Consider the following 13,207-nt stretch of genomic DNA (forward strand, 5'->3'; position numbering starts at 1 on the left):
GAGTTCGTAGCTAGTGTGCTACGATGGGGTCGCCGATGTGCCCCCGAGAGGTCGCGAGTCACTGTTCGACGGCGAATCCAATACTCCAATCGGCCTGTAAGATACGATGACCAAAAGAACCAAATTGTCGATACCCGATAGCAGTAGTATGTCGTCTCCTACCACGGAATCGATAGAATTCCGTAATGCGCGGGTTGTAGACGGGAGCGGTGGTGACGCGTACACCGCCACCGTTCTGGTCGACGACGGCCGCATCCGTCGGATCGCCGACGATCCGGCCGGTGCAGACCGCGAAATCGACCTCGAGGGATCGACCCTCGCACCGGGATTCATCGACATGCACGCCCACTCGGAGTTGCGATTGTTCGAGAAGCCCGAAGCGGCCGAGAAAATAACGCAAGGGGTAACGACGGAGGTCCTCGGCCAGGACGGAGTCAGCGTCGCTCCCGTTCCGGCGGCACTCAAAGCGGAATGGGCGAACCGAATCCAGTCGCTCGACGGGACGATCGGCCGGGGGTGGCCCTGGACGACTGTCCACGGCTTTCTCGACGAACTGCGTGATGCGACACCGGCCGTCAACTGCGCGTTTTACGCTCCCCACGGAAATCTCCGCTCGCTACAGGCCGGATTCGAAGACCGCCCGCTCAAGGGTGACGAACTCGAGTCCCTCCAAGAGGAACTGGCCGCGGCGCTCGAGGAGGGCGCGTTCGGGCTGTCGAAGGGAATGATCTACCCGCCGAGTTCCTACGGTCGTGACCCCGAACTGGAAGCGCTGGCGGCCACCCTCGGCGAGTTCGACTCGTTCATGATTTCGCACGTGTGGAACGAAACCGACTACGTCGTCGAATCCATCGAACGATACCTCGACATCTGTCATCGCGGTGGATGTGACGCACACGTTTCGCACCTCAAGGTCGGGGGACAGGACAACTGGGGGGCCTCCGAGGACGTTCTCTCGCTTTTCGACGACGCCGAAGCGCGGGGACAGCACGTCTCCTTCGATCAGTATCCGTACACTGCGGGTTCGACGATGCTCACGGCGCTGTTGCCGCCGTGGGCGCGCCAGAACGATTCGAACGCGATACTCGAGCGCCTCCGCGACGAGTCGGCGCGAGAGCAAATCGCCACGGATATCGCGGACCCGGGCGACTGGGAGAACCTCGCCCGCGCGGCCGGCACGTGGGACAACATCCTGATCACGCGAACGGAAAGCGGACAGCATCAGGGCGAGACGATCGCGGAAATTGCCGCCGAACGCGATCTGGAGCCGGTCGACGCGATGTGCGATCTCCTCGTCGAAGAGGACCTCGACGTGACGATGGCCGACTTCATCATGTCCGAACGCGACATCGAACGCTTCCTCGCCGATCCGCGAGGGACCTTCTGCAGTGACGGCATCTTCGGCGGGAAACCCCATCCGCGAGCGATCGGGACGTTCCCGCGAATCCTCGAACGATACGTTCGAGAACGCGACACGCTGTCGCTCGAGCACATGGTATACAAGGCGGCGGGCCGCCCGGCGGATCTTCTCGGGCTTTCGGACCGCGGCTACGTGAAGGAAGGCTACGTGGCCGACCTCGTCGCGTTCGACCCCGACGCCGTCGTCGAGCGGCCGACGTACGATGAACCGAACCGGCTGACGGAAGATTTCGAGTACGTCCTCGTCGGCGGCGAAATCGCGGTCGAAGACGGAAATCCGACCGGCGAACGGAACGGATCCGTCCTCCGCTCGACCGAGGAGTGGGACGGCGGGACGCGCCCGTCCCGTTCGCGCCGAGCGTTCTGAGCCACGCGCCAGACACTCGTGTGGCAACGAGCGACTCCGCTGCATCGCACTGGCAACGCACTGTCATCCCGTTTCGCCTCGGCGCAACGAAACTCGACTCGAGCCGCGGCGGATCGCAGTTAGGCGTACGGGAGAACCCGATTCTCCTCGCAGAGACCACGCTCGGACGCCAGAACGGGCACACGGTGTCCGGCCGTCGCATCTGTGCTACCTTGCCCCATAGTTATATATCACCTGCTCTGCTATTTGTGGACGATTCCATGAGCTACAGTCACGAGGCAAGCGACGGGAGCGACAGAGTCGGGATGTACCTCCAGGACAAGCACCCGATTCGCGAGAATATGGAACTGGTACAGTACGCCGAAGAACGAGGGTTCGACGAAGTCTGGCAGGCCGAATCGCGTCTCGCCCGGGACGCCATCACCCCGATGGCAGCCTACGCCGCCGTCACCGACGACATCAAAATCGGCTCGGGCGTCATCAACAACTGGACGCGGAACACGGCCCTCATCGCACAGACGATGAGTACACTCGAGGAACTGGCCGGTCCGGACCGAATCCTCTGTGGGATCGGCGCCTGGTGGGACCCCCTCGCGGAGAAGGTCGGCATCGATCGCTCCGATTCGGTGCGCGCGATGCGCGAGTGCGTCGAGGTAACGAAACGCCTGCTCGAGATGGAGAACGTGACCTACGACGGCGACCACGTCAACGTCCGCGACATCGAACTCGACGTCGTTCACGGCGATTCCGGTCCCCGTACCGTTCCCGTGTACGTCGGTGCCACCGGATTCAAGATGATGGAGTTGACGGGCCACTTCGCCGACGGGGCCCTCATGAACTACCTCGTCAGTCCGGAGTACAACCAGAAGGCCCTCGATGCGCTCCAGACGGGAGCAGATCGATCCGACCGGACCCTAGACGAGATCGATCGGCCGCAACTGATCGTCTGTTCGATGGACCACGACGAAGAGAAGGCGCTGGACAACGCCCGGGAACTCATCACGCAGTATCTCGGTCAGCAGCCCCACATCATGAAAGCCAGCGGCGTGAGCCAGGACCTGATCGACGAGGTCGGCGAGGCCATCGGCGGTTGGCCGGCCGACAAGGACGACATTCAAAAAGGGATGAACCTCATCCCGGACGAGGTGGTCCACAAGTTGACGGCGAGCGGAAAACCCGAACAGTGTCGCGCGAAAGTTCGAGAGTACGCCGAAAACGGCTGTCTCTGCCCGATCCTGTACCCGCTCGGTGACGATCCGAAACTCATGATCGACGAGTTCGCGGACGGCTACCGCTGATCGAGCACGGGACGCTGGAATCCGCGACAGAGTAGTCGTACATCGGGGTCTGCTTTGGTTTTCGCTCGTAGAGTTTTCGTGTGCCGTTTTCGGTTCGGATTCAGATCGACCCCGCTGACTCACCGTCCCAACAGTGGACGAGTCTCGAGCACATCGAGGTCGATGCTCGAGGCACTGACGATCCGCGCTGACTCACCGTCCCAACAGTGGACGAGCCTCGAGGGGTGGGAGGCGTGACCCGCGGGCTGTCCGGGTCGATGTGTCTCGAGGCCGAGGACGAGCACGAGCGAAAAAGAGGTCGAATCGGCTCTCGGAGAGCGCCGCTCAGTCGTCGGCGGCCGCCGACGCCGGAACGTCGTAGCGCTGCTGGACTTCGGCGATGTCCGGATCGATCCGCACGACGTCGCCGGTCGCCTGTTTCGCGCTCTCGGTGTCTTTGAGTCCGAACCCGGTCGAGTTGACGACGACCGTCTCGTCGGACCCGATGATTCCCGCCTCGATCGCACGCCTGACGCCGGCGAGCGGCGTTGCGCCGGCTGGTTCGGTGTAAATGCCTTCGGTGCTCCCGAGCAACTTTTCGGCCTCGAGAATTTCCTCGTCTTCGACGAGCAGGGAGGTGCCGCCGCTTTCTTCCAGCGCACGGCAGGCCTTGATCGTGTTTCTGGGTCTGCCGACGGCGATGCTGTCGGCCAGCGTGTCGGCGAGGTCGTCGACGTCGTCGTGGTCGTGGAACGCGTCGTGAATCGCGGACGCGCCTTCGGCCTGCACGCCGAGCATCTTCGGCGTGTCTTCGACGTATCCGAGGTCGTAGAACTCTCGGAACCCTTTCCAGGCGCCAGCGATCGTACAGCCGTCACCCATCGAGAAGACGACCCAGTCCGGGATCTCGCCGCGGACCCTCGACTGTTCGGCGAGTTCGTGTCCGACGGTGCGTTTGCCTTCGACCTGGAACGGGTTGATCGCGGCGTTGCGGTTGTACCAGCCGTACTCGTCGGTGACCTCGACGCTCAGATCGTAGGCCTCGTCGTACGATCCGTTGACGGCCAGGACGTCGGCACCGTAGACCAGCGGCTGTGCGAGCTTTCCGGCAGGGGCGTCGCCGGGAACGAAGATTCGACAGTCGAGACCCCCGCGAGCGGCGTACCCAGACAGGGAGGCGGCGGCGTTCCCGGTCGACGCACAGGTGATGATGTCCCGGCCGGCGTGTTTCGCTTTCGTGACCGCGACGGAACTCGCCCGATCCTTGAAGCAGCCAGTCGGATTCCGACCGTCGTCCTTGACGAGCGTCGTTACGCCGAGTTCCTCGCTAAGATTCGGCGCGTCGAAGAGATCCGTGCCGCCCTCGTTGAGAGTCACGATATCGGCGTCGTCGTCGACTGGAAGGAACGCCTCGTACTTCCACTGACTCGTGATGTTCCCGTCGAGTTCGGCGTCGAAGTTGTCGTCGATGACGTCGTAATCGTACATCACTTCGAGGATGCCCGAGACACCCTCGTGCTCCGGGCAGGTGTAGATGATCTGATCCGGATCGTACTCTGTCCCACAAATCGTACACTCGAGTGTGGTAACGTGGTCCATCGCCATGGCACAATCAAAGCAGGCGGCTCACATAAAGACTAGCTTCCACGTTCCCGTATGGCCACGTACCAACGGAATCTGCGACCGAGACGACGCGACGCGGGAGCGACAGTGAAGAAAACGGGACGATATGAACTCCGTTTGAACCCCATGACCGTCCCACGACGAATAGATCCAAGCCAGACCCCCGCCACCGACGTGGCCGGACTTCGAGCACCAGTCTGTAACCGGTCTGTCGCTCGAGAACAGCCTCGAACGGCCAACGCCAACGAACGGCTCGGGTCGCCGAGGGAGTGCCGCGCTGCCGACGGAAACGGAGACGACGGAATCGATCCGTCCGTGTCACCGATCGGACCGTCACTCGGGCCGGAATCCGATCGGACCGTCATTTGGGTCCGAACCCGATCGAACGGCGTCGCCCGAGTCGGGACGTGACCGTCGATCGTTTGTGACCGAACCAGATTCCGTGGGGATCGGCACAAACACCGCCACATCGGCCGCAAGCGGCTCCACAGCACCCAATGCTTATGGGACCGTCGCTCGTTTTGATTGTCGGGTGCTAACCACTCACAAGAAACGTCGCACGGAGCGACGGTTCGCCAGAGACAGTTGGCACCGAGTACACCCATGATTGGAAGACGATTAGCCACGACGGAAGAACTCATCGTCCTCGTCAGCCCCGACAGCGACGAGGAACTGGCAACGATCGAAACGTGGGGACGCAAACAGAACGTCCCCGTCAACGCAGTGAACGTGGGCGACGATATCGACCCGGTCTACGAACCAGGAACGGAGTACCTCGGCGTCACCCTCGGCGGTGACGGGACCTACCTCGAGGGGGTCCGGCAGTTCAGCCCCAGGCAAATCCCGATTCTCGGGATCAACGCCGGGAGTCTCGCGTTCCTCGCGAGCATCTCCCCGTCGGACCTCACCGACGCGCTGACGGAAGCGGTCACCGGGAAAGCAACGATCGATCAGCGCCAGCAGCTGCACGTCGACGCCGACGGCGTCGATTGTACGGGCATCAACGACGTGATGATCGAGCACGTCCCGCCGGAGAACCCGGTCGAACGAAAGATCACCCGACTCGAGGTGTTCGCCGGCGAGGAGTTCATCGGCGAGTACGAGGGTAGCGGGCTCGCGGTCTCGACGCCGACGGGATCGACCGGTGTGTCGCTTTCGGCCGGCGGCCCGATTCACTATCCGAAGAACAACGCTTCGCTCCAGGTCGTGCCGCTTCACACCCACCGGCTCGGCGTCCGTCCGCTCATCGTCGATGCGGACACGATTCTTCGGGTCGTCTCTGCGGGTCAGGCGAACTTGCTCGTCGACGGCGGTCGGGCACAGACGACCCTCGACGAGGACGCCGTCGTCACGATAGCGGGCGCCGACACGCCGGCTCACGTCGTCAACACCAGTTACGACGACGGCTTCTTCACGTCCGTCTCGGAGAAACTCGGGTGGGGTGTCCGCGAGGGGCGGGACGACACGGGATCGGACCAGATGTGGACTCGTGGGACGCGGGATCAGCACGAGGCCGCACCGCTCGAGCGAGCGAAACGGGTCGGTGAGGAGGCCGCCCGCGCGGCCGGACCCGCGCTTCGCGAACTCCACGGCCAAACGGAGTCGGTCGAGTTCAAGACGGACAAATCGGATATCGTCACCGAGGCCGACTACAAAGCCGAGAACATAATCACGACCGTCCTCGAAAGCGAGTTCCCGGACCACGGAATCCGTTCGGAAGAGACCGTACAGCGGGAAGGGACCAGTGACTACACGTGGTCGGTCGATCCGCTGGACGGCACCGGAAACTTCGCTCACGGGAATCCGAATTACTCCGTCTCGCTTGCCCTCCTCGAGGACGACACCCCCGTCGTCGGGGTCGTGTACGCGCCCGAGACGGACGAGATGTTCAGTGCGATCAGTGGCGATCAGGCGATGCTCAACGGGAAACCGCTCTCGACGACCAATCGAACCTCGCTCGACGAGTGCATGCTGCTCTCGGGATACGATCCGGACGGGACGTTCCTCTCGCACAGCTACCACGAAGCCCGCGGCGTTCGTCGGCTCGGATCGGCCGCGCTGAACCTCTGCTACCTCGCGGCCGGCAGCGCAGACGCCGTCTGGGAGTACGACACCTATCCGTGGGACGTTAACGCCGGAATCGTCATCGCACAGACGGCCGGCGCGACGATAACGAATGCCGACGGAAACCCCTACGACCCGAACACCGCCCTCGATACGAGAAACGAATTGCTCGGGTCGAACGGACCGCTCCACGATACTCTACTCGCACACCTCAGGGGCGCTGAGCCGCTTCAAACCTCGGCCACGAGCGTGACCGACTGACTCGAGCTTCCGCCGTTCGCTTCGGTACGCCATCGTCATCCGCCGAACGCATCGTTAATCCACCGTCGTCCGGGGGCCCCTTGCAAGGAACGACCCGTCACCCGGGTCTGCGACCGCGTCGTGATCACGTGCCGCGACCGCTCCGTCGGTAATGACAGTATCCACCCGCCAGCTCCAGGTCCGGCCCTCGAACGGCGTCCACCCACCGTTGTACGTCAGCTCGTCCGCAGAGACGTCCCACGGGTCGTTTCGGAGCAGCACGATATCGGCATCCGTCCCCACTGCGAGCGATCCCTTCCGCGGGTACATACCGCTTTCGCGTGCGGGTCGCGCACAGACGAGTTCGAGGAGGCGAGACCACGAGATCCGTCCCTCGTGGACGCCCTCGCTGACCAGAAACTCGAGCATCGTCTCGACGCCCGGTAACCCTGCGTAGGGTTCCCAGATATCGTCCCATCCCTGCTCGCGATCCGCACGGTGCGTTGGGAAGTGATCCGTCGCGACGAGGTCGATCGTTCCGTCACGGAGCGCCTGCCACAACCGCTCGACTTCCGTGTCGGACTTCAGACTCGGGTTGACTTTCAGAAACGGGCCGCGCGTCTCGACGTCGTCGGCGGAGAACGCGAGGTACTGCGGGCACGTCTCGAGCGTTACCGGGACGTTCGCGCGGGACATGAAGCGGTCGGCGACCGCCGCGCCGCTCCCGCTCGAAATGTGGACGACGTGAAGGGGACAGTCCGCGTACTCCGCGAACCATCCCATTCGACTGATGGCCTCCAGTTCGGCCTCGAGCGGGCGCGACTGAGGATAGAGTTCAGGGTCCGTCCCCTCGAGTCGGTCCCGTGCTCGATCCAGAATCGCCTGAGATTCGCAGTGCACACGGACCGAACCGCCGGCCGCCCCGACGTCACGCATCAGGTCGACGATCACCTCGTCGTCCGTGCGATACGGCTCCGCCGTGAAGGTCTTGAAATCCGGAACGCCCGCCTCGAGGACCCCCCCGACGTCGGTCCCGGTTTCCTGGACGTTTCCGGCGACGAGTCCGAAATCGATGTGCGCGAGTTTGGCACATTCGTCTCGCTTCTCCCGGATCGCCGAAGGCGTGGTAACAGGCGTTTGCGTCGGTAATTCGATGACGGTCGTCACCCCACCGGCGACGGCGCTTTCGGTCTGGGATGCGAAATTGATGTCGTCCGGGAACAACGACGGGTCGTGCATGTGCGTGTGGACGTCGATAGCACCCGGGAGTGCGACCATGCCATCGGCCTGAAGGACCCGATCGGCGTCCGCTCCGGTCACCGAGAGAGCCGATCCGATCGCCGCGATCGTTCCGTCTTCGATCGCGATCGATCCACGCTGGAGCCCCGCGTCGGTCACGATGCGAGCGTTCTCCACGAGACAATCGGTCATGGTTATCATACTCACGCGCGGGTGTCATAACAGTTCAGGTGCGCTCCAGTTCCGGGTCGGACGTATCCTATGTGCACCCGTCGAGTCGCTCCCTTCCGACCCATACCGACCGTGGTGATCGAATCCGGACCGGGGACAGAACGGACGGGAGATAGTTTTTTAGTGGTTGATAGAGAGTCACACGTTGTGATACTCAACGCTGGTACGCTCGTCACTATGAACGACGAGCGCGAGGTCAGAGAAGAGGTACACGTGGTCGTCGAAGACGGGGAAATCGTCGACATCGCCGACGGGTACGCATCTGGAGACGACGTGGTCGACGCCCGTTCGGAAGTCGTCATTCCCGGTCTGGTCAACTGCCACACGCACATGTACGCGTTACCGATCCGGGGAGCCCCGCTTTCGGTGTCGCCACAGAGCTTCTACGAGGCGCTGATCGACATCTGGTGGGAGGTGGACGAGGCGTTCACGATGGAGGATGCACGACTCTCAGCGCTCGGGTCGTGCAAAGAGATGCTCGAGAGCGGTGTGACCGCCTTCTGTGACAACTACTCCGGCCCGAACACGCTGCCAGGTGCGATGGACGCCGTCGCCGAGGGGGTCGCTCAGACGCCGATTCGCGGCATGATCGCGTTCGAGACGACCGCCCGTAACTCCCGAGACGAGGCACTCGCAGGTATCGACGAGAACGAACGCTTCATACGCGAATCGGAGGCTGACTACGATCGGGTGACGGGACACTACTGCCTCCATACGCTGTTTACGAACCCGGAAGAGATCGTCCGAGAGTGTGTCGACCGGGCGACGACCGACGACCGGCCAGTCCAGATCCACCTCGAGGAGGGACTGGTCGACGTTCACAAATCGATCGAAGAGTACGGTGAACGTCCGATTCCCGCCCTCGAGTCGATGGGATTCTTCGACGCCGACGTCATCGCAGCACACTGCGTCCACGCAACCGACGAGGAGATCGAAATTCTCGGCGAGAACGACGTCGCCGTGGCGCACAACCCGTACTCGAATACGAACAACGCAGTCGGGATCGCGAACGTCGAGAAGATGCAGGAGGAAGGCGTGACGATCGGTATCGGCGACGACGGGTGGGATCCAGACATGTTCGAGACGATGCGGACGGCCGTCGGGATCCACAAATTGAAACAGAGGAACCCGAGCGCGTTCGACAACGCCGTCGCCCTCGAGTGGGCGACGATTGGAAGTGCGACCGTGATGGGAATGCACGATCGGATCGGGAGCATCGAGGAAGGCAAGCGCGGCGATCTCGTGACGCTCGATCTCGGACCGAATCCGGTGCTCCCTGAGAGCGCTCCCTATTACGTGGTCAGCGCGGCGAGTCGGGCCGATGTGACCCGGACGATCATCGACGGGGACACGGTCTACGAACGCGGTAACAGTGTCCTGTCGGTCGATGACGAAGATTTAGACGCCGTCGGGGCCGCGAGCGCCGAACTCTGGGATCGCCTGTGAATCGCCGCGGCCTGCGCCACTCGTGAACCGCTTCGGGGTCGAGTGGTTCGAGACGCGAAGGTCGCTCCGCGTAGTCACGGAACTCTCCGATATCCGTACGACCTCGAGGCACTCGCCTTGCTTATCTGTATAGATGCGCGAGAAAACGCACAACGATACGGTCGCGTCCGCTCCTGTATTCGGTCTCGTCTCTCGTATCCGTTCTCAGCGTGTGGACGTGGTGCGGTGTCTTCGTAAACGATTCGTACACGTCGCGTGATCGGGTCCGCAAAATCGAAGCGACTCGTCTCCGAGCACCGACGATAGGCAATGTGGACGCGGATCGTCCGACGATGACGATCGCAAAGTACAACGCAGACCGGCAGTCGTCGAAAAACGCACCGTGACTTCGGTTGGTACGCGAGACCCCGTTCTCGGTGAACGCGATCGATCAGTCCGTGGCTCTGCCAGAATATACACCCTAAGGGGTTAATTCCCGCCGAGAGAATGGGCGGCTCGTCCGGCGGTGTATTATACACCCTTAGGTTATGAATTTTGACCTGGTGGCCGACGGAGGATCCGCGATACGCACACAGCCTCCGTAACCGGTGCCACACGAGCGGCAAAACGGTAGGTGCAAACGAGCAGTGTACGCATAGTCAGGCTTATAAGATCACGACCGATAGTATCGGGAGATGCCTACTGATCAGGGTTGCAAGGTCGACGCAACGATAGATCAGTACGATCTCGAGACGGCCGATCCTCGTCACGAATCGCTCGACGACGGGCTTCTCGCACGATGGAATGGGACGGACGGACACACGGACGTCGGCTATCGGACGCTGACCGAGTGGTTCAACAAACGACTACTGAAGCGCATTTACGACGAGCACGGCCGAGGGGCACTCGATGCACAGATCGACGCCGACTACGAGGCGCTCTCCGGAGACGACGACCTGGTCCGCGACGAGATGATCGAACAGCTCACCACGGCAGGGATCGACGGCGAGCAAGTACTGGACGATATGGTGTCGTGGGGAACGATGCGAACGCACCTGAACGAGTGTCTCGAGGGGTCGAAAGAGCAAACGGACGCCCGCACTGACTGGGAACGAAACAGCATCGACGTCGCACGGGACGTCGTCACCGGAAAAGTCGACGAGGCGCTCTCCTCGCTCGCCTCGAAGGGTGAACTCGACGGGACGACGTCGTCTACCGTCGAGGTGCAGATCCACGTGCGGTGTGACGACTGCCCGACACGAGTCCCCCTGGATGTGGCACTCGAGCGCGGGTACGTGTGCGAGACCCACAGCGAGACGACCGACGAGACGACAACCAAACCATGACCTGGAAAATCGATATCGAGAACATTGCCGGCATATACGAGGGAAGCGCGGAACTCGAGCCTGGGTTGAACGCGGTCAAAGGCTCGAACTGGCAGGGAAAGTCGAGCTTCATCGAAGCCATCAAGACCGGTCTCGGGACGACAGCGACGCTCACCGAAGGAAAAGACCACGGACACGTCCGCCTTGAGACGCCCGAGAAAGCGGTTTCGCTCGATCTTAATCGGACTAACGGCGTCGTGAACGTCGAGGGGACTCCCTATCTCGAGACGAAATACGATATCGCTCGTACCTCGTTGTTCGCCTGTCTCGGTGAACAAAACGAGATCAGGCGGGCCGTTCGGGAGGGTCAGAACTTAGCGGACGTACTGTTGCGTCCCCTCGACTTCCAGAATATCGACGTTCAAATCGCGGACCTGAAAGCCGAGCGCGACGGAATCGATTCCGAGCTGGCACAGGCGCGAGAAGCACAGAAACGGCTTCCCGGCCTCCAAGAGCGCGTGACGCAACTCGAAACCGAAGTCGATGATCTCCGGGACCGGCGCGAGGAACTTTCCACTGGCAACGCCACCGAGGATCGGGCCGACTCCGTACAGAGCGAATTGAGTCAGGCACAGGCAAATCGCAGCCAGGCGGAGAGCCAGATCGAGCGCCTGACACAGACGATCGACCGGGTCGAGACTCGTCTCGAGGACCATCGGTCGGAACTCGAGGACATCGAGATCGACGAAGGAGACTCCGTCGAGTCCGAACTCGCCGACGCACGTTCGAACCGCCAGGAAGTGAATCGGGCCCTGGAGGTGTTGCAAAACGTGTACTCGGCAAACGAGATGGTTCTCGAAGAGGACCAACTCGACCTCATCACCACCGTCGACCGGGAGCTCTCCGGCGACTCGGTCGTCTGCTGGACCTGCGATTCGACGGTCGACCGAACGGACCTCGAGAATCGACTCGACGCGCTTGGGGAGAAAATCACCGAGAAGCGCGCTCAGCTCGAGACCCATCGTGATCGGGTCGAAGAACTCGAGGCGCGGCGGGAGGAGCGTGCCCAGGCGCGGCGACGGAAACGGGACGTAGAGACGAAAATAGAGGATCTCGAGGAGAAACTCGCAGATCGGAAACAGAGCCTCGAAGAGGCCCGCGACCGCTTCGAACGAGCGGACGAGCGCGTCGAGGCGCTCAGCGACGCGGTCGACGAAACGGTCGACGCAATTACGGACGTCGAGAGCGAAATCAAATATCGAGAAGCGGAACTCAAAGACGCGCGAACCGAACTCGACGAACTCGAATCTCGAGCCGACCAGATCGAGCTGCTGGAAGACGAACGCGAAGAGATTCAAGACGAAATAACAGCGCTCAGAAACCGCAAACAGGAGATCAAACAACGGGCACGTGACGAGTTCAGTGACTCGATCCGTGATATCAGCGAACGGTTCGAAACGGGGTTCGAATCCGCCCATCTGACCGGCGGGTTCGATCTCGTGGTGGCACGAGACGGACGCGAAGCGAACCTCGAGGCGCTCAGCGAGGGTGAACTCGAACTGATCGGATTCATCGCGGCACTCGCGGGATACGAATCGTTCGGCGTGGACGAAGCGGTGCCGATCATGCTCGTCGACGGAGTCGGAAGCCTCGCGGACGAAAATCTACGAACGCTCGTCGAGTATCTCGACGATCGAACGGAGTACCTCGTTTTCACCACCTATCCAGAATACACGACCGGTGACGGCCAGACGATCGATCCGACGAATTGGTCGGTAGCGAGTCGTGACGCGATCGACGCCGCCTGAGAGCAACGCGGAATTCGCCGTGTCGGTCGTGAACACCGCTGCACAGAACGGAACGCCGGCCGTGAAAAATGACACCGTCACGATCCGGCGCGGCGTTTCGTGACGGTGCAGACCAGTATTTGTCGGTCGGTGGGACAGCGGGCGATAGACTCCGCAAACCAAGCCTTTAATCTCGCCTCCAGGAAATGG

General features: G+C 62.0%; 8 protein-coding genes. 6 read left to right on the top strand and 2 right to left on the bottom strand.

Annotated elements, in window-relative coordinates:
* Positions 1–148 precede the first annotated feature (148 nt).
* Together NJU76_RS20725 and NJU76_RS20730 are read left to right on the top strand one after the other, a co-directional pair.
* On the top strand, positions 149–1,786 hold the full coding sequence (locus tag NJU76_RS20725; protein WP_254533713.1) for an N-acyl-D-amino-acid deacylase family protein: 1,638 nt from the start codon (positions 149–151) through the stop codon (positions 1,784–1,786).
* Between the two features lie 260 nt (positions 1,787–2,046).
* Positions 2,047–3,084: an LLM class flavin-dependent oxidoreductase gene (locus NJU76_RS20730; RefSeq protein WP_254533714.1), complete on the top strand. Its 1,038-nt coding sequence runs from the start codon at positions 2,047–2,049 to the stop codon at positions 3,082–3,084.
* A 324-nt stretch (positions 3,085–3,408) separates the two neighbouring features.
* Here the strand turns inward: NJU76_RS20730 and thrC are convergent, their stop codons facing one another.
* Positions 3,409–4,668 carry a threonine synthase gene (gene thrC / locus NJU76_RS20735; RefSeq protein ID WP_254533715.1) on the bottom strand — a complete coding sequence of 420 codons (1,260 nt, stop codon included), beginning with the start codon at positions 4,666–4,668 and terminating at the stop codon, positions 3,409–3,411.
* A gap of 621 nt (positions 4,669–5,289) precedes the next feature.
* On the opposite strand from thrC, the gene NJU76_RS20740 reads away from it, so the two are divergent.
* On the top strand, positions 5,290–7,011 hold the full coding sequence (locus tag NJU76_RS20740) for an NAD(+)/NADH kinase (RefSeq protein WP_254533716.1): 1,722 nt from the start codon (positions 5,290–5,292) through the stop codon (positions 7,009–7,011).
* Between the two features lie 54 nt (positions 7,012–7,065).
* On the opposite strand, the gene NJU76_RS20745 is transcribed toward NJU76_RS20740, so the two are convergent.
* Positions 7,066–8,421, bottom strand: a complete 1,356-nt coding sequence (locus NJU76_RS20745) for a dihydroorotase (RefSeq protein WP_254533717.1) — start codon at positions 8,419–8,421, stop codon at positions 7,066–7,068.
* A 186-nt stretch (positions 8,422–8,607) separates the two neighbouring features.
* Here NJU76_RS20745 and NJU76_RS20750 point away from each other — a divergent pair, with 186 nt between their 5' ends.
* From NJU76_RS20750 to NJU76_RS20760, 3 genes are all read left to right on the top strand, one after another.
* A complete protein-coding gene (locus NJU76_RS20750) occupies positions 8,608–9,906 on the top strand; it encodes an amidohydrolase family protein (protein ID WP_340681260.1) in 1,299 nt (432 codons plus the stop codon).
* 674 nt (positions 9,907–10,580) lie between these two features.
* Positions 10,581–11,231: a rod-determining factor RdfA gene (gene rdfA / locus NJU76_RS20755; RefSeq protein WP_254533719.1), complete on the top strand. Its 651-nt coding sequence runs from the start codon at positions 10,581–10,583 to the stop codon at positions 11,229–11,231.
* Positions 11,228–13,018 (top strand): archaea-specific SMC-related protein, encoded by a 1,791-nt coding sequence (locus NJU76_RS20760; RefSeq protein ID WP_254533720.1) that lies wholly within the window; start codon positions 11,228–11,230, stop codon positions 13,016–13,018. The genes rdfA and NJU76_RS20760 overlap by 4 nt, the downstream gene beginning before the upstream one ends.
* Positions 13,019–13,207: the final 189 nt, after the last annotated feature.

The organism is Natrinema gelatinilyticum, from assembly GCF_024266705.1.
In the GTDB taxonomy this organism is placed as follows: domain Archaea; phylum Halobacteriota; class Halobacteria; order Halobacteriales; family Natrialbaceae; genus Natrinema; species Natrinema gelatinilyticum.

What these genes read in the sequence shown, in the direction of transcription:
- NJU76_RS20740 (WP_254533716.1), top strand. Translation starts at nt 5,290, where the DNA reads ATGATTGGAAGACGATTAGCCACGACGGAAGAACTCATCGTCCTCGTC.
- NJU76_RS20730 (WP_254533714.1), top strand. Translation starts at nt 2,047, where the DNA reads ATGAGCTACAGTCACGAGGCAAGCGACGGGAGCGACAGAGTCGGGATG.
- NJU76_RS20745 (WP_254533717.1), bottom strand. Translation starts at nt 8,421, where the DNA reads ATGACCGATTGTCTCGTGGAGAACGCTCGCATCGTGACCGACGCGGGG.
- thrC (WP_254533715.1), bottom strand. Translation starts at nt 4,668, where the DNA reads ATGGCGATGGACCACGTTACCACACTCGAGTGTACGATTTGTGGGACA.
- rdfA (WP_254533719.1), top strand. Translation starts at nt 10,581, where the DNA reads ATGCCTACTGATCAGGGTTGCAAGGTCGACGCAACGATAGATCAGTAC.
- NJU76_RS20760 (WP_254533720.1), top strand. Translation starts at nt 11,228, where the DNA reads ATGACCTGGAAAATCGATATCGAGAACATTGCCGGCATATACGAGGGA.
- NJU76_RS20725 (WP_254533713.1), top strand. Translation starts at nt 149, where the DNA reads ATGTCGTCTCCTACCACGGAATCGATAGAATTCCGTAATGCGCGGGTT.